The organism is Solicola agrisoli (genome assembly GCF_049059935.1).
GTDB lineage: Bacteria > Actinomycetota > Actinomycetes > Propionibacteriales > Nocardioidaceae > JAURVT01.
Window position 1 is genome coordinate 68923 of sequence record NZ_JBMGQR010000001.1, and the last position, 22464, is coordinate 91386.

Here is a 22464-nt window from a genome sequence, read left to right on the forward strand (position 1 = left end):
CCTCGACGACCGCCGCACACCGGTCGGCCCCAGGCCCTCCCACGGGGCCACGGACCACCACGCCCGTCGGACGTGGTGCGCTGGCAGGTCTTCGGACTCACGGGCCAGAGCCACCGGTGGAGCCGGCTGCTCGCCTACTGGTCGTCGCTTCCCAGGCGCGGTGCGCCCAGTGCCGTTGACGACGGTCGTTCCCGTTCACCGCTGCGGGGCAGTCCCGGATTCACACCGGGTTCCCTCTTGCGACGACCCGCCTGGGTGGCGGGTCGAACCAGCTGCGGGACCACCATATCTGGAAACTACATTGGTGCAAGTACCTACATCTCGTGTCCGGTCACGTCAACAGAGGTGCACACACCGCCTCGGCGACCACGACCGGCACCGTGCCCGTGGCACCGAAGTCGAAGCTCTGGACGCTGCGTCCGACCACGACGACCTCGGCGGACCAATCCAGCTCGGCGCACGTCCGGGCCACCTCACCGAAGGTGCGCACCTGCCACCGCGTCGGCGGGGTGGGCGTCCACGCGCCGAGCTCGAGCGCGGCGCGGCGGTGCACCAGCAGCTCGAACCCGACCACGGACCGCCCGCCGTCGCCAGCCTCCACCCAGGGCGTGGTGGCGACCACGCCCTGGACGAGGACGTCGGTCCTGGCACCGACGGACAGGTAGGCCGCACGCTGCGAGACCACGGCTAGGCGTCCGCGCCGAGGGCCTTGATGTGGTCGGGCAACCGTCGGTTGTCCCCGTACATGAAGTGGTTCGACATGTTCTCCGAGAACCGGCTGGCCTCGACGGTCAGCCCGACCGCCTCGGCGACCTCGCGGACCAGCATCGGCGACGCACCGCAGCACACGCCGAGGTAGTTGACGCCCAGCGCGTGCGCATCGGCAGCGAACCGTCCGATCTCGTAACGGTTGGCGTACAGCGGGTCGAGCGCGGTCGGGAACGTGCGGCCGTGCGGCGACGGGACAGTGACGCCGCGGTCGTCGGTGAGGTTGAAGAACGTGGGCTCGGCCTCGGTGGTGCGGTATGGCACCGGGAGCGCGGCCACGTGGCAGCTGACGGCCTCGCGGATCTGACGCAGCCACGGCAGCATCGTCGCCGGCCCACGGAAGCAGTTCATCCCCACCACGTCGGCACCCGCCTGCTCCAGGCGCTGGCACGCCTCGACGATGCCGACGTCGTCGGTCATCACGTTCTGCGCCATCGGCGCGATGGTCAGCACAACGGGCAACCCGCTGGACTTGGCGACCTCCAGCGCGGCCAGCGCCTCGCCGGCGTAGTAGAAGGTCTCGCCGATGATCAGGTCGGCGCCCTCCTCGACGGCCCAGCCGACCATCTCGGTGAACATGCCCCGCACCTCGGTCTGCGCCGTGGGGTCGGACGGGTCCCACATGTTCGTGTTGGAGATGTTGCCCGCCACCAGATCACCGGGACAAGCGTCGGCGACCTGCCGGGCGATCCGCAGCGCGGCACGGTTCAGCGGTTCGAGCAGCTCCTCCTTGCCGATCACCCGCATCTTCTCGCGGTGCCCGTTGTAGGTGAACGCCTCGACGACGTCGCTGCCCGCGCGCTGGAAGTCGCGGTGCAGCGCGGCCAGGGCGTCGGGGTTCTCCAAGGCGACCTCGGGCACGAACTCGCCGGCGGTCAGGTAGCCGCGGCGCTCGAGCTCGAACAAGAAGCCCTCGGCGCACAGGACGGGTCCGGCGTCCAGGCGCTCGGTCAGGGTCGGGGTGTGGTCGGTGGTGATCATGTCGCTCATCTCCTCGTGAACGGTGCGGGAGGCGTCCGCGGACGAGGAGGTGGCCGACCACACGGCGACCGGCCGTGCGGAGCGGTCGAGCCGAGTCCTCGCGGCCGTGGACCACCGGGCATGGTGCCCAGCGCGCTGGCAGGTCTTCGGACTCGTGGGCGCTCTGCGTGTTCCTACCGGCCGTCGCTTCCCGGACCCGTCGGGTCCAGTGCTGATGACGGCGTTCGTTCCCACTCACCGCTGCGGGACAGTCCCGGAATCTCACCAGGTTCCCTCTTAGCGACCCCTCTGGCTGACGGGCCGAACCAGCTGCACCTCGGACGCTACCCCACTGCATCCGCGTCGGACCTTCGGTCGCCAGCATCTCGGTCCGTGAGCGGCCCCGCCCCGACCGCGCGCGTGGGTTCCTGGGTCGACGAACGCTGAACCTCGGTCGGAACAACTCCCCCGCCGGTCATCGGGCAACCGCGGGCGTTCCTCAAAGGGATCGTCGTGCGAAACAAACTGAACGGCCAAGTCAAGCCACGCAGAACTCGTTTTCCTCCGGATCCAACATGACGACATGGTCGAGCACTTCTCCATAGCTCTCTTCGCGGACCAGCGTTGCGCCGAGGGCGAGGAGTTGTGGCACCTTCTCTCGAATCAATCGCTCCCTCTGCACCATGTCCCAAGGACCTTCGCCGGCGACTCTGATGTCGATGTGGAGCCGGTTCTTGCTGGACTTTCCCTCCGGGACGCGCAGCCATCCGATGGCCGGGCCCCGACCTGCGGGATCGACGATGGATGCGCCGTCCGGATCCTCGAAGCCCGCCTCTGCGATGTACCCCAGCGCCGCGGCCCAGAACACCGCCAACCGGTGGGGGTCCTCCGCATCACAGCCAAGGGTCCAGTGCATAGCCATGCGCACAGGCTAAACCGGCCTTTGGACAGAAAGGTGCCGCCGCCGCCTGCGGAACGTCTGGCGGCGCCCCTCCCCCGCTGGCCATCGAAGCGGTCGATTGTTCCGCACGGGATCCCCATGCGGCAATTGGAACTGCCGACTGGAAGTGACCGCTGGTATCACCACTTGACGTCGAGGAACGACACCACCACCGCGACCACGCCTAGGAAGCCCGCGTAAGCCCCCACTGCCTTCACGGACCAGACACGAACTCCTTCGGGAGACTTCGGAACTGCGTGCTTTCCAAGCTGCTTCACCATCCAGCCACCCACACTGGTCCGAAGCATCGCGACGCTGATCGCCAACATGACAAGCCCGCCAAGCAAGCCGGGCACGAACACCGTCACGCCAATCCTCCTATCGACGAATGGAGACTGACATGCTGACAGGCCCGAGCTCGATCCGCGTGTGGTGGCAGGAGAGAAACTGCCAACCCACGGCGCAAAGACTTGCGCCGGCCACAACCCTCATGGCGCTTTCACAAATCTGGGGCTGCGCCCGCTCTTCATCGATTGCAGGAGCCGGCCGGCTGGCGACCGTCGTACGGAGGGACCGCCCCCTGCTAGTCACGACGAACGTGACCACAGCAGGATCGACTCGCGGAACTGCTCCACGCTCGCCACCTAGCGCGATACATCGCACCACCACGGATCGTCGGCCGATGCGGACTGGACGAACAGGAGTTGTGGCTCCTGGGCAGCGATGGGCGGGTTGCTCGTGGCATGGTGTGGGTGGCGTCACACGGCGGTTTGATCTCGGTGCGGCTCTCTGCATTCTCGGCGAACTACCGGCCCAACCGGAGGCCCACGCGCATGTGGGCTGCGGCTTTCGAGGGAGTCTCGGTCGAACAGCGAGCCGAATGCCCCACGGACCCGGAGGCGTGGCGAGACAAGAGCGAAACGTACTGACGACCACTGGACCAGGAGTGAGCGTGGACCGACGTGCCTGACCAGTCGCAGTCGGCCGGCGCCTCGGCGGGCGGCTACCGGACTGACATGAGCCGGGTGGTGTCGTCAGCTGCGCCGCTCTACATGGCCATGATCGCGGCGTCGGTGGCTGCCGTCGTGGATGCCGCCGTCCTGGGCAACACCAGTACTGCAGCGCTTGCGGCGTTCGCCTTGACCGGGGTTGTCTACTTCCCGGCAATCGCGACGGTGACCGGCGCCGTCCGCGGTGTGATGCCGTTCGTCTCCTCAGTCGGGGACGACCAGGCCGCACTACGTCGAGTCCTGGGTGACGGGACGTGGCTGTCGGTGTCCATTGGCGTGGTGGGCGCCGCAGCGGTCGCATCGGTGCCGCTCCTGGGGCGCGCCTCGGGTGTCCCAGACGCGACCCTCGACGCGCTCGGGGTCTTCCCCTGGCTGATGGCCGGCGTCGTGGTCCTGAGCTCGTTCGGGGCGATGGCGTCATCGAGCCTGGTGGGCATCGGTCGCAGCACGGTCGTGATGAGGGCCGGTCTTCTAGGTGCACTCACAACCATGGTGCTGTCCCCGCTGCTGGTACTTGGTCTCGGGCCGGTACCAGGGTTGGGGCTGGCGGGATCTGGACTGGCGCTTCTGGTCGCGTACGTCGCGACGCTGTCAGTGAACCTGCTTACGCTTCGCCGGTCACTGTCCTTCTCGATCGTCGGCACCTTGCGACGCCTGCCCAACGTTGGCCGGGTTCTCGAGCTGGCCAAGGTCGGCATTCCGATGGCTGGGACGGTCCTGGTGAAGTTCGGTGTCTTAGGAGTCGTCGCACTGGCGGCGTCACGCGTCGGCACCACCGCGGCGGCCGGCCACAGCATCGCCACCACCCTGGTCGGTCTCACCTTCAGTGCGTCGGTGGCGGTCGGGCAGGCCGGGATACCGCTCATCAGCGAGCGCGTGAACATCGGTGACCTTGCAGGCGTGCGTCGAGCCGCGATCGCCGGCTCGATCGTGGCTGGCGCGGTGGTCGCGACGCTGTGCGCGGCGCTGGTGGTCTTCGACGGTCCGGTTGCGCGGCTATTCAGCAGCGATCCAGAGGTGCTGTCCTTGATGCCGTCGCTGTTACCGGTGGTGGCGGTCGCGATCGTGGCCGACGGGCTGCAGGCCGTTGTCGGGTTCGGGTTGACCGGGCTCAAGAGAACATTTCCCGGTTTTGTGATCTCTTGCGTGTTCTACGCGGTGCTCGCGGTGGTTGCGCTCCCTGTGGCTCAGCACTTTGGTGTCGTCGGGCTGTGGGGGGCCGTCGCGGTCGTCAACGTCCTGTTGATCGTGGGCAGAGGGGTCGCCATGTGGCGAATTTCAGCTCAGCTGGAGTCCCGTACTGCGGGACGTGGCACGCGTGCATGACACCGGACACCCGACCCCCGCGGATCCCTCTGTCGCGAAGTACGTACGGTTCGAATCACCCGAGCCGAATGCTCGAGGGCACCACATCGGCGTCTTTGGGCTCGTCAACAGTCTCGCCCGCGACGGCCTGCTGACCCCACCCGAAGAAGCTTTCCGCCGGGCCACCAACGACTGGTTCGACCGGGCCTACACGGACCCATCATCAGTCGACGCCTCCATCTACAACCACGCCATCAACCCCGTAACGCGCTCGTGGTTCAAGACCAGCGCGCAGCACCTCATCGACCGCGTCGACGGATACCTGCGGATTCTCCGCGCACACGGCGTCGCGTACGTCCGGATCGAGTGCCACGACCCTGGCCCTGTTCTCTACGAGGACGCCCACCAGGTCGTTGCCGGGGCGCATGGCACCGCGTGGGCGGCCGCCGCGACGCCGCGAAGTCTGAGAGTGCCGGACGCGGTGGCCGCTGTCGCCGAATTGGTGCGAGGCCTAAACACACGCGACGACCTGGCGGTCCAGCACCAACAAGAGACACTTGCCTGGCTCTCGTCGACCGACGACATCTACAGGAGAGTGAAGCCCAAGACGCCGTCGCCGCATCTCGTCTCGTACTTCCTCGTTGTCGATCGTCCCAGGCGTCGGTTCCTGCTGTGCGACCACCGCCTGGCCGGTCGGTGGCTGCCAGCCGGTGGCCACGTCGAGCCGGGAGAGGACCCGGCCCAGACCGTGCGACGTGAGGCCAAGGAGGAACTGGGTCTCGACGTCGAGTTCGATCCCGTCGTCGGCGCCCGCCCCTTCTTCTTGACCGTCACCGAGACCGTGGGCGACCCCGACAGCACACACGTCGACGTCAGCCTCTGGTTCGCCGTCCGCGCAGACAGCAGCCTCGAGCTTGCGGCGGACGAACGGGAGTTCGCCGCCGTGCAGTGGTGGACCCGCGACCAGCTGTTGACACTCGACCCCGGCCGCGTCGAGCCACACCTCGTTCGGGCACTCGACGCGCTCAACGAGTCGGTCCGGTGACCTAACACCTCGAGTGCGACCTCTTCCACCCACTTCAGGTTGTGCAGCTGCGGCAATCCTCTGGACCGACGCGCCTCAGTAACCTCACGCGGAGCGTGACCGTAGCGGGAACGCTCTCTCCGGCACAGTGCAGGGACGCAACAACAACGGGAACCCCGACACCTCCCGCCGAGGAGTGAGTCCCCCGGACCCGGCCCGGCTCGAACGGGCAGCCACCCTCACCATGCGGCGGGCAGGGCACATCCTTACCGGGTAAATGCACCTTGGGCGGGTTCGGCTTCAGCCTAGACCGCGTGCGCAGAACGCATGGTCGGTCAGCGAAGATCTGAAGTCCCGAGAGCTGAACGACACCCGGGGCCACTCCCCTACTGGTCGGGGACGGCGGCCGGTGTCTCGGGGGGGATTCTCACGCGGGAACCGTGCCGGCGGCCAGCGGAAGTCAGTGACCGCCACGGTCGCCACTTCATCCGCGGCCACGAGCCGATGAGCTGTTAGCGCGACTCTTGGGACTGCCTAGCCGCCCGCAGAACCTTTCGCGCTTCCCGTCGCAGGGCATCAGCCTCACTCGATGTCACCCCAGTGAGGATCGAGAATCGCTCGCTACCGACCAGGTCAAGAACTTGGAGTATCGAGTTCGAGATGCACAGCAGATCAGTCTGCGCCAGTGCAACCAACACCTCATCGCTACTGCCTTCATCACCTGCACTTGGCGACGCAGACGAACCAATGAGTCGCATGCACCCATCTCAATCCGCGCCGGAAATGAGCGGATGTATCAAGGTGCGCGGATCTGATGGGCGCGATTCACACCGGCGCGGAGAGTCGCCGTAGCGGGATCGTCACGCGGAGCGTGACCATAGCGGGATCCTCACGTGGGTCATCAACGACGGCCACTACTGGCGAGGGTCGCTCTCCTGGCCTTCTGAGTGGTCGTTGCGGTGGTCTACATCTGCGGCTTGTTGGACGCCCGACGTGGACCGGCGAGCCCGCAGACGGCGGACGAGGTTGCGCACCATGCCACCCGCCAGCCCAATCCCCATGGCGAGCAATAAGTCCGCCCAGTACGGCCAATCCAGCGCCTTGACCAGAGGCATGAGCACGATGATCGCCACCGACACCATTGCGCCGATGCGAAGCACTCGACCAAGGGGGAAAGCCACGAAGTCGTCCGGTTCGCGAGTCGGGTATGGCATCAGAGGTACCTGCCAGTGACATACCACCATGTAGTCGCGATGGCGCCAGGAGCGAATGCGACCGCCCCGACAGCGGCCAGGGCCATCGACCCGCCGAGTACGCCAATCAGCGTCAGGAACAACCCTGGCAATGCCACGCCCAGGTTGTACCAACTCCAGAAAGCTCTCCGCCTGTTCGGCGGATGGTCCGGCTCTGTCATTGGTCATCCACCCCGGGCGTGCGTCGAGCACGCTTCCCCAAGATCCACGCGACCATGAACGCGACTGCCGCAGAAACTCCTGCGGCTGCTGGGAACGAGGCGTACCAAGGCCAACCCATGCCTTCCCCAAAGAATGGCTGTGCGAGCCAGATGGACCCGAAGGAAGCGACGTACACCCAGAACTGGTACCAGGACCACTGGCCCGGCTTGTGTTCACTAGTCACCCGAAGACGACCCTCGGCTGCGTCGTGCACGAATGGCCGGCTGTATCCACGCCACCCACAGGAACCAACTCACCCCTAGCGCCCCGATCACACTGCTCAGCAGTGACCAGATGGACACTTCGCCTAGGAGGTTGAACACTGCCCCCAGCCCGATCAGCAGTGCGTAGGCGACTGCTATGGCCAGCAGCCACCCTTTCAGAAAACCCGGCACGCCACTGGGCTTGGTGGCGACCGCAGTCACAGGCACTGCCTCGTCAAACACCCCACCTGCCTCGCTCACCACGCCCCTCAATGTCTGAGCGAACGTCTGCACCCGGGGCAGCAGGAAGATGCTGATGGCGCCGTCGCGGGTCTGAATGAACAGCCGTTTTCGGGGCACGGGACCGCCGCGCTTGACCAAGACATCCGTTATCTCTCGCACGGGCACCTCGACAGTCGTGTCACCTCCCAAAGACCTCTCAAACCCATGAGGGGCAAACTTCAGATTGGTGGCCGTCAAGGTCAGCTGCCCGCCGAGGGCGCGCCGCCCTCGGAAATAGTTCGCTCGGACCGTCTGCGGCAGGGCCAGATAGGGCACCTCGTCGTTGGACTGCACCCCAGAAAGCCTAGGGGTGCGGTCGTTTGTCCGGGGCGAAACGGTTCGCGACACAACGCGGCAGCAGACCAGCGATCTCACCTTGCCGGTCGATCGCAGATCAACCGGTCCCAACACTCACAGCGTGACCACAGGGGAACCCTGACCGGGGCCGCTTCCCCACTTGCCGGCCGAACCTCATGGTCGTCCCGCAGGGGATCCCTGCGAGACGCCGGGGTGCGTGGGCGACTGCCAGGGAAGTGGCGCCGGTAGGCGTTCGTGTCGCGACACGCATTACCTGATCAGTGGCACCTGCCAGCCGGCAATCTCGAGAGGGCTGCTGCGGGTTTCGTCGAGCAAGAGCCAGATGATTCGGTGACCAAACAGCAAGCCGTCACGGCTGCAATGGGCAGCAGCGGCGACTAGGCCCTGGGCGGTCGAAGACTCGCAGCGGGAGAATGTCCCGAAGTTACGCAGAGTGATAGCCAGACCCGTACGGCTCGGATTCCAACCGTAGTCACCGTGCGCGACGTCGTAGAGGCAGTCGTGCGTAGCGTCTAGGTTGTGTCCGTAGTAGTCCGGAAACTCTAGGGCGTTCGCTAGCTCGCGGTGCATGGAGTCTTCATCCCACGTGCCGCACTCGAGGCTCACCAGGTCGTAACCGGTTCGCACGAGTCGCGCCTCGGTGGCGGCGAGCGCATCCGAGTCTGTGAAGCAGACAAGTCCGCCTCCTCTCACGAGATCAAAGTCGGGAGGATGAGTGACGTCTGCGTCCAGGTGGAAGGCGACCACGGAGATCACCGTAACTCCGCCGGTCCGGGCTGGACACGAGGCGGGCGAGGCCCACAAGACGATCGTCACGCGGAACAGTCCGGTGGCGCCGGCACCCCCACTGCAGACGACTTCGGCCTCCACCTCTCCCTCGTCCACAACGACGCCCTAGCCGCTCAGCAGTCGACAGGGCTCGGCTGGGCCGCGGCGCAGAGCTGGACAACGGTGTTACCAGATGCAGCGAGGCGCTTGGCGCGCTGTCGCCTAAACGGTGCTCAGGCGGTTTTGATCGGTGAGGTCTGGGTCCTGCGCCATCAAGACGTCCTCGAACCGTACCCACCCCCGATCCAGGATGAAGTGCATCTCCTCGTGCTTGAGGGGGATCAGCCATGTAACCAGAGCTCCCCCGCCGTCTCGCGCGACGAACTCGGAGAATGAGTCATCAAAATATGCCGGGTGCGCGGCGACCAGTCCGACGAATCCGGACGCCCGCATGTCTGACCCCTGCGTCGCGATCACTTGGCCACTGAGCAGCGAACGGTGCTGGGCAAGCATCCGCATGCCGGTGCCGGCGAGTTGCTCAACAGCAATCTCGTCGCGAAAGCCGTTACGCAGCAGGAAAAGGAGCTCAGTTTGGGTGGTCTCATTGATCTGGTCGTGCCCCAGGCGATGGTCACTCAGCCCGAGTGTCGAGTAGGCGTGGTCGTCGTCGTGTGATCCCCGCGCGTACTTGACGACCTGGAAGGGCAGACGAGCCCCGTTCGGAGTGCTGTTCCAACCCTTCTCGACGACGCCGAGATGCGACTCAAAGTGGCCGACGACGTCGGGCATGCGTTCTCCATTCGAGGTAACGGACCGTGCGGACGCACTGCCAGGCACGAGGCCCAACGCTCCGGTTCGGTGATGCTAGGTGGCGCCGCGCCACCCGCGCACCCTCCAGCAGGTTCGGGGTTGCCTCATAGCGGAACCCCGGCCGGCGCCACTCCCCTGCCGGTCGGGGAAGGCGGCCGCCGTCCCGTAGGGGATCGTCGTGCGGAACGACACCCTGCTGGCCACCGCCCAGGCCACGTCGGCAGAATGCCCTCGCCACCTGCACTGACTTGGAACCGTGTCCCCTGGTCCCGCAAAACGCGCTACAAGCGGCGACCGCTGTCTTCGCCGCGGTCTGTCTCATCTTCTTCGAAGTAGCGGTTCACCCGGCGGTTGTACTGACGTATCGCTAGTGGTCCGATGACACCGAAGCCGACGACCACGACCACCATGCGGAAGATGAACTCCCAGCCCGAATCGCCGTCGGGCTGCCCAGTCTCATTGAAGATCGGGGTGAACAGCGCGACCCCCGCAAGGACCAGCGAGACGGCGAGTCCCAGCCACCCCCACCGCGCATGCCGTCGAACCTCATCATCCGTCCGCTCGCGACCCTCAAACCGGTCAGACCACCGAGTCAGACGCTGGCCAAACACGACAGCCAATACGCCAGTCACTACAGCCGGAATCGCAAACAGCAACGCTTCCGCATTCCAGACCACTCATCCCCCTCAAGTGCATGGTCAGACTACTGAACCTGTCAGCGTACGGCGCAAATACACGACCTTTACTCGAGTCACGCGGAGCAGTCCGGCAAAGACTTCCAGCGGCGCGGGCCCCGTTCGCCATCGGGCTCAACCATCGGCCGGAGCGGGATCCCGCTATGGTCACGCTCGGGGTATGAGCTGGCAGAGTCTTAGTAACAGACGGTGGTGTCAGGCATCTGCTGCTTGATAGCGGCGGCAATCTGGCGGGTTTCGATCTCGAGGTCCGGTCGGTGATGCGGGTGGGCGGCGGACTCCCAGGCGCCGTTCCACACGCGAATGCGCTTCTTGAGGTCGGCCGACAGGTCAAGGTCATCGAGGTCGACGTCGGTCGTGATGGTGGCGTCAGCAGTCGCCAGATCCCAGACGCCATCGGTGAAGACCTCGGGCATGAGCAGGAGGTACGGGGGTCGGGCCGGGTTGAGTTCCTCGACCGAGGCGATGATCGTCGTTGGATGGTCGACGAGGAGTTCCCATCTCGTCTCGCTGGGGCCACCAAGTCCGTTCGATCTGAGAACCCACGCGCGTGCTGCGAAGGTGCCTTCTAGCCAGTAGAGCCCGTCGACCTGCATGGTCGGGCTGCAGTCATCGGTCGCCCATCTACCGACCTCGGTCACAGCCGAGCTGCCGCCGAGCCGAAGGGTGAGCCGAAGAGGTATCCCGGGCACGGGTGAGTCCTGCGCTGGGACGATGAACGTCAGCGCCACTTCGTCGCCGTCGTGTATCCAGCCCTCCAGCCCCGACTCATACAAGTCGATTGGTTGCCCGTCGAGCAGCCACTTGGTCACAGAGCCGTCTGGGATGGCATTCAGAGGCGCACGGGCGCTCGTAGAGAGAACAGAAGTCGGCAGCGTGCCTAGAGGCGGGCAGGCGGAGTCGGGACGCCGCGGCGCTGCGCGGACCAGGCCGGCTTGTCGTCAGGCATGCGGCCATCGTGCACCAGGCAATTGCGTGGGGTGCGTCCTTTAGTCCGCCAAGCACCACTGCACGGGACTAGGACTGCTACCTCGTTGCTATCCCACTGTGGCCACGTCCCATCCCGGGATCGTCACGCGGAGCGTGACCATAGCGGGATCGTCACGCGGAGCGACCCGGTGCAGCATCCTGCTTCTAGAACGGGACTGTGCAGAGTCCGCTCTCGATGGCGATGAGTGCGAGGATCGGGCTCATGCCTCTCATGCACGGCTTGCGAGGGTTCTTCTTATCGGCCAAGCCCTGGCAAATCGCCGTAGTGACGGCTTTGATCGCGGCCGTGATCGCCGCGGCACTCGGTCGCTTTGTGATGGGAGAGAGTTGGGGCGAATCGCTGCGGTTCGCTGGCATCTTCTTCGTGATCATGGCCGTCATCTGGACGGTTCGGGAACGTTGGCGCCAGCAAGCCTGAGGCGCCCTCATATGAGAATCACGTGGGTAAGCACCCAGTTGTCGATCGTCACGCGGGCGGGTCCCGTGCGGGACGTCGGCTCAGCGGCGCGCGTCTCAGATGCCGTCCGGGTCGTCGATCAGGCGGCACGGTCCGACCGCGCCGTCGGCGATGCCGATGGAGCCGGCCGAGCCGTTCGTGATCGAGGAGACCGCGATCACGAGCGTCTTGCCATCTTCCACGTCGCGCAGGTCGAGCTTGACGTCGATGCCGTTCCCGCCCACTGAATACTCCGAGCGGCTCCGATAGGACTCGTCCGCCGACTCCTTGTATCGCCCAGGCGCGCACTTCTTACCCTCGCCCAGGTAACTGATGTCAGCGTTGACACCTTCATCCTCGAGTGCTCGTTCTAGTCCCGCGGCGTCTTCCAACCGGTTGACCTTGACCTCGACGATCCCGCCGGCTCTGGCGTCGACGGCGAACGCGGGCGCGCTCCCCACGGTCATGACGGCGACAGTCCCGCAGAGCATGGCAACGAAGGTCGCCGCGATGGTCTGAGGCCAGTAGCGCCAAGACCGTGTGGTCCGGTGAGTACTGCGATTCTCCACCTCCAGCCGCAACTCCCCCAGAAGTTGAGCCTCAAAGGAATCCAGTTCTGACCTCATGCTTCATTCCTTCCGGGGTCGTTGATTCTCGCCAGCGCTGTTCCACCCTTGCTCAGCGCCTGATGCGCCCGGTGGAGCCGAACTCGAGGCGTCCCCGGTTTGATCCGTAGCACCGCGGCAGCCTCAGCCACACTCAGTTCGTCCAGGACCACCAGCTCGAACACCGCACGGGGGCCCGCGCTCAACGTGTCGAGCCGTCGGTACAGGTCCCGAGCCTGCCGTTGGGCATCGAGCCGGGCGGTCGCGTTCTCGATCGCATCGGGCTGCAGGTCACGACGGCGGCCGGCCCTGTCGGTCGCACGAGTGCGCCGGGATCGCTGCCGATGCTCCATCAAGACGGTGTTGCGGGCGATCCCGAAGACCCACGCTCGCACAGAACCGCTGCTCGGGTCGAAGCGCCCCGCTGACTCGATTACGGCCAGGAACGTGTCGGCGACCAAGTCGGCAGCGGTGTGCGGATCGTCGACGCGTCGTGCCACGAACCGCTCGACAGCACCCAGATGCTCCCGGTAGAAGCGCTCGAACGTGTCCGGATCGGTCCCGATCTGCTGCACGTCCTTGTTGGCAGTCACACCAGTACTTTGCCGAAGCCAGCCGCTGCGTTACATCTGGTCGACCACAGTGCACATCTTTTGGAAGCCGCTACTTGATGGTCCCGACAACCGATCCTCTGGCGGACTCGCGACATCATTACCACCGTCAGCCGCAGGGAGGATTCGGTCCAGGTCACTCGCTTCTACGGATACGTCAGTCTCATCCTGCTGCCGATCGCGCTCAACTCCTGATCCTCGGCACGACCGCTCCGACCCCGGAGTGTCGTGGGAGCCGCTGTGATGTTCTTGATCAGAGGGCCAACGGCCTATCTGTGTCTGCGGAGCCGCCACTAGCGCGCACCCGCCCCGGCAGCTGCCCGGCTCGTCCCGAACCCACCCATCGGCTGGCAACGTTGGTCCGGTAGTCGGAAGGCCAACGGTCAAACTGCGTAGTTAGCGAATGACGTACCTCTGGAACACCGGCAGAGTGGTCGTGTGGTCCTCAAGGTCAATGCCGAGTTCGGCTAGTGACCGGTCCGCCCTACCCCCGCCGCCGGTGACGCGATCACCCAGGCCCACGACCCGGCCATTCAAGACCCGCAGGGCCAAGGGGACCTCGGACACAAGGGTCACACCCGCGGGCAACCACAGGACTGTAGACCCCACCCCCAGATAGCCGTCGACATCGACCAGGACGCCGTCCAGCCCCGCCTGCATTCCTCCAGCCATTGGTGGGGCTACGAGAACTCGCATACCCGACCCGACTACCACGCAGGTTGCCCCATGGACGCCCAGGCCGATCCCGTCGTTGGGATCAACAAGCGCAAGGTCGTCCTCGGGCACCGGCATGCGAATGACACTAGCCGTGGCCGAGATCGCGGATGCCTGTCCCACGCGGGAACCCTTACCGGCACACCCTCCTATGGATCACGGCTCAAAACAGGTAATCGGCCGGCAAGTCCGGTGTCGTCGAGGCGACCAGTTCGTACTGGCCGTAGACCAGATGCCGCTCTCGCTTCAACTGTTCGAGCACGCCACGGACCTGCTCTACAGCTTGGTCGACGTAACCGCCATAGAGCACGCTGACCATCTCGTTCCACTGCTCTCGGCTGAGCCAAATATCCACGGTAATGGACTTGCCGGCGACGTCGGCAAACGTCAGCTTGAGATGCCCCGGGCGGATCTCGGTAACGCAACCAATCCTGCCCAGTTGACTCAGCAACACACCCCACTGATTCACGTCGTCCACCTCCTTGATCGACCAGCCGCTGCGACTTCACACAGTCCGCGCGTGAGCACCTTCGAAACGACTTTGCCGGAGTTACTCCGCACCGGTCGCCGAGCAGTATGTGTCGTTCCGCGGGGGACGTGGTGGCTAATAGGTAGCAGAGTGCCGTCAGAGGGTCAGAAGCACGACTTCTCGCCCTGAGGGAGCAACTCGAGCGTGCTGCCCAAGCGCGACCTGTACGCCCGCCCCTGGTCGTCGTGATACTCGACCTCGATCGACTCGAAGCTCGCTGCGCCGGCGCCATCCAGCCGCAGCCCCACTGCCAGCGCGTACGACTGCCGCTCATCGTCGTGCGGAGGGACCACGGCACCCGGGGCGGCCTCGAACGTCCTGCCCACCGCCTGCTGGTTGGCCTTTTGGCCAGTAGGAGGAAAGCCCGACGTGACGCCCGGCAGTAGGAAGTAGCCGTCGTACTTGGCCACCTCGAAAACGCCGGCCTCGGTCAACCGCAGCCCCCTCGGCTTGACCAGCTGCACGTGGTCCAGCGTCAAGTCGCCACCGGTGTCGTTGGACAGCCCGTACGACGAGGACGTGAGAACTGATCCGTCGGGCCGCGGCGTGCACGTCTTGCCCGCCCCACCGTCCTCGACACCGAAGCCCCACGGCTGGTCCTCACCGGTGCGGTAGTACCCGTCGAACGGGCCCGTCCACGGCGAGCACGCCGAAATCAGCACGGCTGTGAAGCCTGCGCCCACCGCGCGCATCAACAGTGAACGGTGATGAACACGCGCCGAGGAGTGAGTCACGAACGGCATTCTGCCCGCCCGATCAGGGGCCACATCAGCAAAACAGCCTTCTGCGCCCACGTCGTTGCCCCCAGCGACGCATACGCCGGCCGGACCGGATTCATCACACGGGCGACTTGCCGGGTTGGCGTCCCCGGGCGATCGCAGAGGTCCGAGACCTCGTCACACCGGGCGCCCTCGACGGGCTACTCCTGCTCAGCAGCGACGTGCACACCAGCTTCGCGGCACTCCGAGCCGCCAGCATCGAAATCACCCAAGAGCCAGTTCAGCAGCCCTACGGCGCCGACTTCGGCATCGGCGACCCGTTCGGCAACCACATCCACATCAGCCAGCCCAACACCGGGTCGCCTGAGAAGATGCAGCGCGCACACGAGGGCGCCGGCGCCTGACTCCTCTACTGCCCGCCGTGACCTCTCGCGGAGCATGACCACAGCGGGAACCCCTGCCGGGCACTTCGACGCTGATGGCGGCCCCGGATCCGTTGGTCCCGCCTAGGTATCGGATACGGGCAGTCGTGACACCCCTCAGCGGGTCACGCCGGTGAGAGCGCGTTGTCGATCGATGGCCCGGTAGACCGTCGAACGACTGATGCTGAACAGGTCCGCCAGCTCGGCGGTGGTGTACTCACCGGTCTGCGTCGCGAGACCAGATGTCGACCAAGCACCCGCAACGCCACGTGCACGGCAGGGATCGCGCGCCCGAGACGGTCTCGACGACCGCTGCGCCCGCGGCTGCGCCGACGGCGGCTGGAGCTTGACGGATGGATGCGAAGAGTTCACGAAGCACCGAGCGGAGTCGGGAGTTCTACGGGCTCCGGGTGCGCTCACTGAGACCCGGCCGTCGTGGCCCACCCCGCGCGCCGAAACCCCTGCTCGCGGCGCATGCGCTCAGCGAGGTGGTGCTGAACACCGCCGGACAAGGGCCCGCCGGGGTTATGTTGCCGTCATGCTGATGAAGCCCCTCCTGACGGCATGTCTCGCTGTGGCGGTTGCTCTCGTGACGCCCATCGCGCCGACGGCCGCCGGTCCGCAGCCGCGGAAGGCTCGTTGCGACGTGCGTGTCGAGCCCGGGGCGAACCTGCCGCGCGCGGTAGCGCGTGCCGACCGTGGCGACCGGATCTGTCTGTCCGCGGGCACGTACCGGCTGACCCGGCCGATCCGTCCGCGCGCGGGCCAGACCATCGTGGGCTCGAAGGCGGTGCTCGACGGGTCACGCATCCTGCGCGGTTTCGTCAAGCAGCCAGACGGCTGGGCCGTCCGCGGTCAACGACAGCAGGGCGAGCGCAACGGCGAATGTCTAAAGGGGAAGGCCTGCACCTACCCCGACGACGTGGTCCGCGACGGCAAGCCCCTGCGCCGCGTGCTCAAGCGCTCGCAGCTCGGGCCCGGACGCTACTGGTTCGACTACAAGCGCAACACCATCCACGTCGGCGACGACCCCCGCGGACATCGTCTCCGGGCGCTCGTGTCCTCGGGCGCGATCGTCTCCCGCAACGGCGCCGCGGGCGCGAACGTCACGGTGTCCGGGCTGACCGTCCAGCGTTTCGCCACCCGCGCGCAGCACGGCGCCATCGAGACGACCGCACCCGGCTGGACCATCAGAGGCACGACCGTGCGTGACAACCACGGCGCCGGCATCACCACCCAGGGCCACGCCCGGATCGTCCGCAACCGGGTGCTGCGCAACGGCCAGCTCGGCATCGGTGGCACCGGCGACCACACGCTCGTCTCGCACAACGTCATCGCCGGCAACGGCCGTGGAGGCTTCGACCCGGCCTGGGAGGCCGGCGGCGCCAAGTGGGCGGTGACCGACCACCTCACCGTCGTCGGCAACCGGGTCACGCGCAACACCGGCCCCGGCCTGTGGACCGACATCGACGCCCAGCACACCACCTACTCCCGCAACGTCGTCCGCGACAACACGTGGATGGGGATCTTCCACGAGATCAGTGCCGACGCCATCATCAGCGGCAACACCGTCACCGGCAACGGCCACGGCTTCGACGCCTGGCTCTGGGGCTCGGGCATCCTGGTCGCCGCCTCGCACGACGTCAGAATCAGCAGCAACCGGCTCGCCGACAACGCCCAAGGCATCGGACTCATCCAACAGGACCGCGGTATCAGCGACGTCGACGGGCGTCCGCGCGTGCTGCACAACCTCGCGATCACAGGAAACCGGGTGGCGATGGCGCGCGGGGACTCCGGCATGGTCCAAAGCGACGGCAACGGCTTCGTCTTCGACGACCCCACCATCACCTGGTCGGGCAACGTCTGGACCCAGCGCGACCGCGACCCCTTCGCCTGGAACGACACCAACCTCACGCTCGCCCAGTGGCGCGCACTCGGCCACGACAACTGAGCCGCGACCGCTGGTCGCGACGCGACGCTTCCGTCCCGCGGAGGATCCCCGACCGGTGATTCGGTCTGTGTTGATCTGCGCAGCGGCTTCCTGATTTGACCGCGTCTGTCCATGGTGGCTGCGAACATGGGGCCGATGAGTGTTGATGCCTGTCTCGACGCGGTCCGTCGACTTGCCAACGTCGTTGATGTCCCCGGTGCGCCCACCACATTGAGGCTCGAGCAGGTTAATTCGACTGCCGATGGCTTCAAGTTGAGGTGGTCGTGCTTCGACCCGATCGCGTGGGCGAACCGCGACCTGCCGAGCAAGGAGCAGGCACGGATGAGAGGGACCGTCCGTGTCGGGCTCAAGGTGGGAGACCCTGAGACGACCGCACGGGCGTGGTGGGCACGAACGCAGCTCGCAGCTGCGCGCCGGTACGCCCGGCACCTCGACGCCGACTGGGAACCAGGCGTGCCCTGGGTGAACCGCACCTGGACCATCGACGAGGCCTGGAAGGCACTCACCGAATATCTGACGGGCCCCCGAAGACGGGTACACACCGAGGAAGACGGCGTCCACGTCAGCTTCGACGACCCGGACCGACTCGACGAGGTCTACGAGTTCAAGCCCCGCGAGTGGGCCGCATACCTGCGCGAGTTCACCTCAACCACCCTGGGGCCGCTCGAACCAGGCCAGGTCGGCGACTCCGAGATCGTCCCCGCGGCCATTCCCCTGATCGACGGGCTGCCACTGTTCGTGACCGATGAGCTCAGCGAGATGATGGGGTCGAAAGGCCCCGCGGTGACGTTGGTCGACGGACGAATCGTTCGGGCCCCGCACCGACCGCTGTGGTCCCGGCCGTTGCCGGCGCCGACAGAGCGCCCGACCCTGCGCGGTGACCTGCAGATCGTGATCGACACATCGCGGCCCGACGACCCAACGGTGCGACTTCTGGTCGACGGTTTCGACGTCCTCGACCCTGAGCGTTTCGACACCGGCTACGACCCCGACAGCCTGCTAGGCACCGGCGATCTTGTGCCCACCGATCCCCCACACCGTGTCGGGCTCTATCACTGCAAGTGCGACACGCTCTTCTGCGAGAGCATCGCGGGCATCATCGTGCGCCGAGGCGACCGGATCGAGTGGACAGACTTCCGTTCGCTGACCGGGCAGTACGACGACAACCCCACATCCATCGACGGGTTGACCGATCCCTACGCCACCGACACCGACGGGACCTTCGAGCCGTCCGCACTCGACCTGCCGACCATCTCCTTCGACGCCAACCAGTACCTCGCCGAAGTCGCGCGCGCGACCGCCGACCGCGCCTGGGAAACGCCCATCAGGGCCCTCTGCCGGTTGGTCATGACGGCCCGGCCCCCATGGCACCTGTGGACCGGCCGCTCCGAGGACGAGCTGACCGTCGACACCAACGCCACCCGCGACTCCCGCGGAGTCCTGCGCGTCCCTCCAGGAAACCCCGAACAACTCGCGGCGTCGCTCATCGAGCTTCTCGACGCCGGCCACCACCCACGCACCATCGCCGAGCAGAGCCTCTGGCATTAACCCCACCCATCCGCACCGCGCGGTCTCAAGAGCTCTACTGAGCTGCACCTGGAACCCCACGGTGCACAGGATCGTGTGGCCCCTACGCGGCACGCGACGTTTGCGGGATCGGAACCGATCGTTGTCCCGAAGAGCTGCACCCGAGTTCGCGGGTTCACGCATAGCCAAGCGCAGCGCTCCTTTCAGTCGTGACGCTCGTCGACGGGGACGAAACCCCATTCGAGGGTGATCGTTCCCGACACGCCGCGATAGGAGTACGTGCAGGACGGTTCGAGGAACGATCCACCTAGTGACCATCCGGCCGACCCCTGGTACTCACCATCGGGTCCATCGAGCTCAGCGATGAGCCTGGACGAGGCTTCGTCGCACTGACGGTTCAACTCCTCCTCGCGACCAAGCGTGACAAGTGCGAAGACGAAGAGCAGACCCGCAGCAATCACCAAGGTGAGCAGCGCAGACAGCACCGGAGCGACGACCAGCAGCCGCATAGCCACCCCCGCGGGCGTCAGCGGTCGTAGGGTCGAAGCCGGCCGCGCTGGGTCGTCCGCCATACGCGCATCACCTGAAGCCTCGTTCCGATCCGCCGGGGCGCTCGCCCCCCAGCGGGGTGCCGAGGCGCGAGAGATCAGCCACGGCGGGTGGAGATGAAGCCGACGCCGTCTTTACCGAGCCCGTCGGACTCGATCATGTCGTCACCGTGACCTCGGGCCGCGCGAGGCACCGCGCGCCCACCGAGATCGCCGGCGTCAATCGACTGCACGCTGGTCTGCATGATCCGGCCCCGCTCGCTCAGGCAACTCTGCGGGACGACGAAACGCGCAAACCCACGACGACCCTGATCCCATCGGACCGACAACCGCGGGCAATCCACTGCGTGGTCACGCTCGGCTTCTGCCGGGAACACACGCAGCTGCACCATGTAACTGCGCTTGCCCGTCGGCAGGCTGTACACGAAGTAGTAGTCGCCACGGCGCGGCGTGAGGTCGACCAAAACGGCGGTACGACGTGGCTGGACAGTACGCAGTCGCACCGTCACCGCAAGGTTCTCGGCATTGTCCTGGACCTTCACCGAACTGATGTCGATCCGGCGAGGGACCTCACCGACCCCGTCCTTGCGCGCCTTGGTCTGCGCAGCAGAGGGACCCGCACTGAGACCGACCACCAACACGGCCAACACAATCGACACCAGCACACGACGCACGAGCACCCTCCCCCTCAGACTCACAATCGCCAGCAGGCTATGGCCGACCCGGGCTCGGCGTCCCGCGAACACCAAACCCACCACCGGGCACACACCCTGCGGAGTCGCGCCCCAACATCGGGGCCACGCCACGCGCGCGAGGCCGGACGTCCACCCGCAGTCGCCACTAGCCGCCAGCTCTTCGCAGGCATTCATCACGCGGAGCGTGAGCACAGCGGGGTCCCGCCGCGGAACCGGACTGTCGCGTCTTGCCGAGGCATCGAGTGTTGCCCGGTCGAGGTGCTGGGCGTGGACCGCCCATTCGCAGGACGGCGGTGTCAGCCTCGTCGGGTCGTGATGGTCGACGTCTCGTCCGTCAAGTCCTCGATGCTGCTTGGCTCGTCGCCCCGACGGGCAATGTTTGAGAACACGGCGCCACCGAAGTCCTGCTTGTCGTAGGAGAACGCCGACGTCTCGACCCTTCCTGCGGCAGCACCCAGACACGACTGGGGCATCACGAAGCGGAAGTAGCCTCGCTTACCTGTCTTGACCGTGGTCTGCAGACCTGGGCACTGGACGCGACTCGGACGACCAGCCTCGGGGTCGCTGGGAAGCAGCAGCGCGGTGGTCTTGTACCGACCACCAGCAACTGGCACCGACTCAACGATGAAGACGGGCGCATCGGACTCAAAGTTCTTCGAGACTCCGACCGTGGCGATCGTCTGTCGCTTAACCACGTTCGCCATCCGCACCGTGACCGCGAACTTCGCCGCGTTGTTCTGCACCTTCACGCTACGGATATCGACCCGACTCGGAGCGTCACCGGCCTTATCCTTCCGGGTCTTGGTCTGCGCAGACGCAGGTGCTCCGGCCAGCCCAACAACCACACCAGCCGCCACGAACGCGATCAGCACCCTACGAATCATCAAGACCATCCCCCGTCGATATCAGCGCCCTCTGCGCTCATCTGACGCGAACACTAGGTGCTGAGCAGACGCAACACGGCAGAACACACCCGATCCTCAAGACGCGCCGGCTCAAGGACTCACAACGCAACGGCTTATCCCGGCCTCGTCGTGCCCTGGCGCCGCGAGCGCGACCTCTCTGTCGCCTCCGGCCCGGCTGATACCTGCGGTGGCCGAGCAGGGCGCCTGTCACCTCAGATCAGCTCTACCCGTTGTTCGACTTCTTGGCGTAGTCGAAGCTGAACGACCACCATCCGTCGCCGAAGCGGGAGAAGCACCGCTGGACGTTCGTCGGGGTGTACCCGTAGCTGCGGTACTGCCCCAGCGTCTTACTTAACGTGCTCTCGCACGCCGCGTACCCGTACACGGTCCGGTTGTAGCTCGCCGCGTGAGCCGGAGTTGCGATCCCCACACCCAGGCCAGTCGCAAGGATGCCCGCGGCCGCTACGCTGCTCAATCTTTTCTTCATGCCAGCTCCCCCGTTTCTTGTTGCCGCCACCTCGGCGCTGACACAGACACTAAAGGCGTGCGGGGTCACCTAGTCGCGGGCGAGGCTCATTCGCTTGGGCTAATGGGGCCGCTGCGCAACCGGCGCTTCATTGAAGTTCTTACCGCACGGGTCGCGCCACTCTGAGTCAGCAGCCCCTTCACTCAGCTCCGCGCTACGCACCCCTCCTACACCTCTGGCGTGCCGATCAGCGATCGCCGAACGGCAAAGGCACGGCCCCCGGAGCGTCCAACCGCGGACCCTAACCCAAATCGACTGCCTCACCCGAGGCGGTAATCAGCCACCCACCCGACGAACGCGCGAGATCCACGACACCTGCCCCGTTGAGGTACGTGGAGTCGTCGTCACCGAACGGGTCTTTCAAGTTCTGCCCGACGCGAGAGATGTCCACCCGCGCCCGATCGACGGACTGGCTCAGCATGGCGGACCGAGGCACATTCGGTGACAGGTACTTGGGATCGGCGCCTAGTTTGCTCTCCAAGTATTCGGCGCAGGGCCGATCGGGGGTGTTCTGGTCCTCGAACCGGTCATCGACCAGCTTGCAAGCCTCGCCCGGCTCGCTATTGCTCAAGGACGCGTAGAAGTTGAACACAGCCAGTCGTGCGCTCCCGTTCAGATCACCCGTCTGAGCTGGCTGGTCAACGATCGGATCACGCCTACCCTGCTCGGCACAACCTGCAGCACCGAACATCAACACTGCGGCGGCCAGCCCAGCCAGGTCACGCCTCATCTAAACCGCCGTTCCCCAT

General features: G+C 66.0%; 26 protein-coding genes and 2 riboswitches. Of the genes, 6 read left to right on the forward strand and 20 right to left on the reverse strand.

The window, feature by feature from the left end:
* Nucleotides 1-65: 65 nt before the first annotated feature.
* Nucleotides 66-289, reverse strand: a riboswitch (cobalamin riboswitch).
* 42 nt (nt 290-331) lie between these two features.
* From ACI6PP_RS00335 to ACI6PP_RS00350, 4 genes are all read right to left on the reverse strand, one after another.
* Nucleotides 332-685 carry a hypothetical protein gene (locus ACI6PP_RS00335; RefSeq protein ID WP_421108063.1) on the reverse strand — a complete coding sequence of 118 codons (354 nt, stop codon included), beginning with the start codon at nt 683-685 and terminating at the stop codon, nt 332-334.
* Between the two features lie 2 nt (nt 686-687).
* Complete coding sequence (locus tag ACI6PP_RS00340) at nt 688-1758, reverse strand: homocysteine S-methyltransferase family protein (protein ID WP_421108064.1); 1071 nt, start codon at nt 1756-1758, stop codon at nt 688-690.
* Between the two features lie 111 nt (nt 1759-1869).
* Nucleotides 1870-2075: riboswitch (cobalamin riboswitch) on the reverse strand.
* 191 nt (nt 2076-2266) lie between these two features.
* Entirely contained in the window at nt 2267-2650 is a 384-nt protein-coding gene (locus ACI6PP_RS00345; protein ID WP_421108065.1) for a VOC family protein, read from the reverse strand.
* 158 nt (nt 2651-2808) lie between these two features.
* Nucleotides 2809-3036 carry a hypothetical protein gene (locus tag ACI6PP_RS00350; protein WP_421108067.1) on the reverse strand — a complete coding sequence of 76 codons (228 nt, stop codon included), beginning with the start codon at nt 3034-3036 and terminating at the stop codon, nt 2809-2811.
* Nucleotides 3037-3684: 648 nt separating this feature from the next.
* Between ACI6PP_RS00350 and ACI6PP_RS00355 the strand changes: the two genes are divergently transcribed.
* Together ACI6PP_RS00355 and ACI6PP_RS00360 are read left to right on the forward strand one after the other, a co-directional pair.
* Nucleotides 3685-5004, forward strand: coding sequence for an MATE family efflux transporter (locus ACI6PP_RS00355; RefSeq protein WP_421108069.1), 1320 nt, complete (start codon nt 3685-3687; stop codon nt 5002-5004).
* Nucleotides 4997-6028 carry an NUDIX hydrolase gene (locus tag ACI6PP_RS00360; protein WP_421108071.1) on the forward strand — a complete coding sequence of 344 codons (1032 nt, stop codon included), beginning with the start codon at nt 4997-4999 and terminating at the stop codon, nt 6026-6028. Before ACI6PP_RS00355 ends, ACI6PP_RS00360 begins: the two co-directional genes overlap by 8 nt.
* Nucleotides 6029-6921: 893 nt before the next feature.
* On the opposite strand, the gene ACI6PP_RS00365 is transcribed toward ACI6PP_RS00360, so the two are convergent.
* The 6 genes from ACI6PP_RS00365 to ACI6PP_RS00390 all read right to left on the reverse strand — a co-directional run bounded on the left by ACI6PP_RS00365 (nt 6922) and on the right by ACI6PP_RS00390 (nt 11349).
* Entirely contained in the window at nt 6922-7140 is a 219-nt protein-coding gene (locus ACI6PP_RS00365) for a hypothetical protein (RefSeq protein ID WP_421108072.1), read from the reverse strand.
* Nucleotides 7141-7637: 497 nt separating this feature from the next.
* Nucleotides 7638-8240 (reverse strand): hypothetical protein, encoded by a 603-nt coding sequence (locus tag ACI6PP_RS00370; RefSeq protein ID WP_421108073.1) that lies wholly within the window; start codon nt 8238-8240, stop codon nt 7638-7640.
* Nucleotides 8241-8513: 273 nt separating this feature from the next.
* On the reverse strand, nt 8514-9011 hold the full coding sequence (locus ACI6PP_RS00375; RefSeq protein WP_421108075.1) for a barstar family protein: 498 nt from the start codon (nt 9009-9011) through the stop codon (nt 8514-8516).
* Nucleotides 9012-9254: 243 nt separating this feature from the next.
* Complete coding sequence (locus ACI6PP_RS00380; RefSeq protein ID WP_421108077.1) at nt 9255-9821, reverse strand: suppressor of fused domain protein; 567 nt, start codon at nt 9819-9821, stop codon at nt 9255-9257.
* Nucleotides 9822-10123: 302 nt separating this feature from the next.
* The gene (locus ACI6PP_RS00385) at nt 10124-10519 is read right to left on the reverse strand and encodes a hypothetical protein (protein WP_421108078.1); all 396 of its coding nucleotides are present in this window, start codon (nt 10517-10519) and stop codon (nt 10124-10126) included.
* Between the two features lie 194 nt (nt 10520-10713).
* Complete coding sequence (locus ACI6PP_RS00390; RefSeq protein ID WP_421108080.1) at nt 10714-11349, reverse strand: hypothetical protein; 636 nt, start codon at nt 11347-11349, stop codon at nt 10714-10716.
* A 380-nt stretch (nt 11350-11729) separates the two neighbouring features.
* Here ACI6PP_RS00390 and ACI6PP_RS00395 point away from each other — a divergent pair, with 380 nt between their 5' ends.
* A complete protein-coding gene (locus ACI6PP_RS00395) occupies nt 11730-11945 on the forward strand; it encodes a hypothetical protein (RefSeq protein WP_421108081.1) in 216 nt (71 codons plus the stop codon).
* 95 nt (nt 11946-12040) lie between these two features.
* Here ACI6PP_RS00395 and ACI6PP_RS00400 read toward each other — a convergent pair whose 3' ends face one another.
* From ACI6PP_RS00400 to ACI6PP_RS00420, 5 genes are all read right to left on the reverse strand, one after another.
* Nucleotides 12041-12589, reverse strand: a complete 549-nt coding sequence (locus tag ACI6PP_RS00400) for a hypothetical protein (RefSeq protein ID WP_421108083.1) — start codon at nt 12587-12589, stop codon at nt 12041-12043.
* Complete coding sequence (locus ACI6PP_RS00405; RefSeq protein ID WP_421108085.1) at nt 12586-13161, reverse strand: RNA polymerase sigma factor; 576 nt, start codon at nt 13159-13161, stop codon at nt 12586-12588. Before ACI6PP_RS00405 ends, ACI6PP_RS00400 begins: the two co-directional genes overlap by 4 nt.
* 414 nt (nt 13162-13575) lie before the next feature.
* Nucleotides 13576-13971, reverse strand: coding sequence for a hypothetical protein (locus ACI6PP_RS00410; protein ID WP_421108087.1), 396 nt, complete (start codon nt 13969-13971; stop codon nt 13576-13578).
* An 85-nt stretch (nt 13972-14056) separates the two neighbouring features.
* Complete coding sequence (locus tag ACI6PP_RS00415) at nt 14057-14371, reverse strand: hypothetical protein (RefSeq protein ID WP_421108089.1); 315 nt, start codon at nt 14369-14371, stop codon at nt 14057-14059.
* 155 nt (nt 14372-14526) lie between these two features.
* Nucleotides 14527-15156, reverse strand: a complete 630-nt coding sequence (locus ACI6PP_RS00420) for a hypothetical protein (protein WP_421108091.1) — start codon at nt 15154-15156, stop codon at nt 14527-14529.
* Between the two features lie 206 nt (nt 15157-15362).
* Here ACI6PP_RS00420 and ACI6PP_RS00425 point away from each other — a divergent pair, with 206 nt between their 5' ends.
* The 3 genes from ACI6PP_RS00425 (at nt 15363) to ACI6PP_RS00435 (ending at nt 19062) form a co-directional block, all read left to right on the forward strand.
* Nucleotides 15363-15545, forward strand: coding sequence for a hypothetical protein (locus ACI6PP_RS00425; RefSeq protein WP_421108093.1), 183 nt, complete (start codon nt 15363-15365; stop codon nt 15543-15545).
* A 664-nt stretch (nt 15546-16209) separates the two neighbouring features.
* Nucleotides 16210-17514 carry a right-handed parallel beta-helix repeat-containing protein gene (locus ACI6PP_RS00430; protein ID WP_421108094.1) on the forward strand — a complete coding sequence of 435 codons (1305 nt, stop codon included), beginning with the start codon at nt 16210-16212 and terminating at the stop codon, nt 17512-17514.
* 135 nt (nt 17515-17649) lie between these two features.
* Nucleotides 17650-19062, forward strand: coding sequence for a hypothetical protein (locus tag ACI6PP_RS00435; RefSeq protein WP_421108096.1), 1413 nt, complete (start codon nt 17650-17652; stop codon nt 19060-19062).
* 182 nt (nt 19063-19244) lie between these two features.
* On the opposite strand, the gene ACI6PP_RS00440 is transcribed toward ACI6PP_RS00435, so the two are convergent.
* From ACI6PP_RS00440 to ACI6PP_RS00460, 5 genes are all read right to left on the reverse strand, one after another.
* Nucleotides 19245-19550 (reverse strand): hypothetical protein, encoded by a 306-nt coding sequence (locus tag ACI6PP_RS00440; protein ID WP_421108097.1) that lies wholly within the window; start codon nt 19548-19550, stop codon nt 19245-19247.
* Nucleotides 19551-19687: 137 nt separating this feature from the next.
* On the reverse strand, nt 19688-20263 hold the full coding sequence (locus tag ACI6PP_RS00445; protein ID WP_421108098.1) for a hypothetical protein: 576 nt from the start codon (nt 20261-20263) through the stop codon (nt 19688-19690).
* Between the two features lie 317 nt (nt 20264-20580).
* Nucleotides 20581-21156: a hypothetical protein gene (locus ACI6PP_RS00450; protein WP_421108100.1), complete on the reverse strand. Its 576-nt coding sequence runs from the start codon at nt 21154-21156 to the stop codon at nt 20581-20583.
* 256 nt (nt 21157-21412) lie between these two features.
* The gene (locus ACI6PP_RS00455) at nt 21413-21574 is read right to left on the reverse strand and encodes a hypothetical protein (RefSeq protein WP_421108102.1); all 162 of its coding nucleotides are present in this window, start codon (nt 21572-21574) and stop codon (nt 21413-21415) included.
* Between the two features lie 382 nt (nt 21575-21956).
* Entirely contained in the window at nt 21957-22445 is a 489-nt protein-coding gene (locus tag ACI6PP_RS00460; RefSeq protein WP_421108104.1) for a hypothetical protein, read from the reverse strand.
* Nucleotides 22446-22464: the final 19 nt, after the last annotated feature.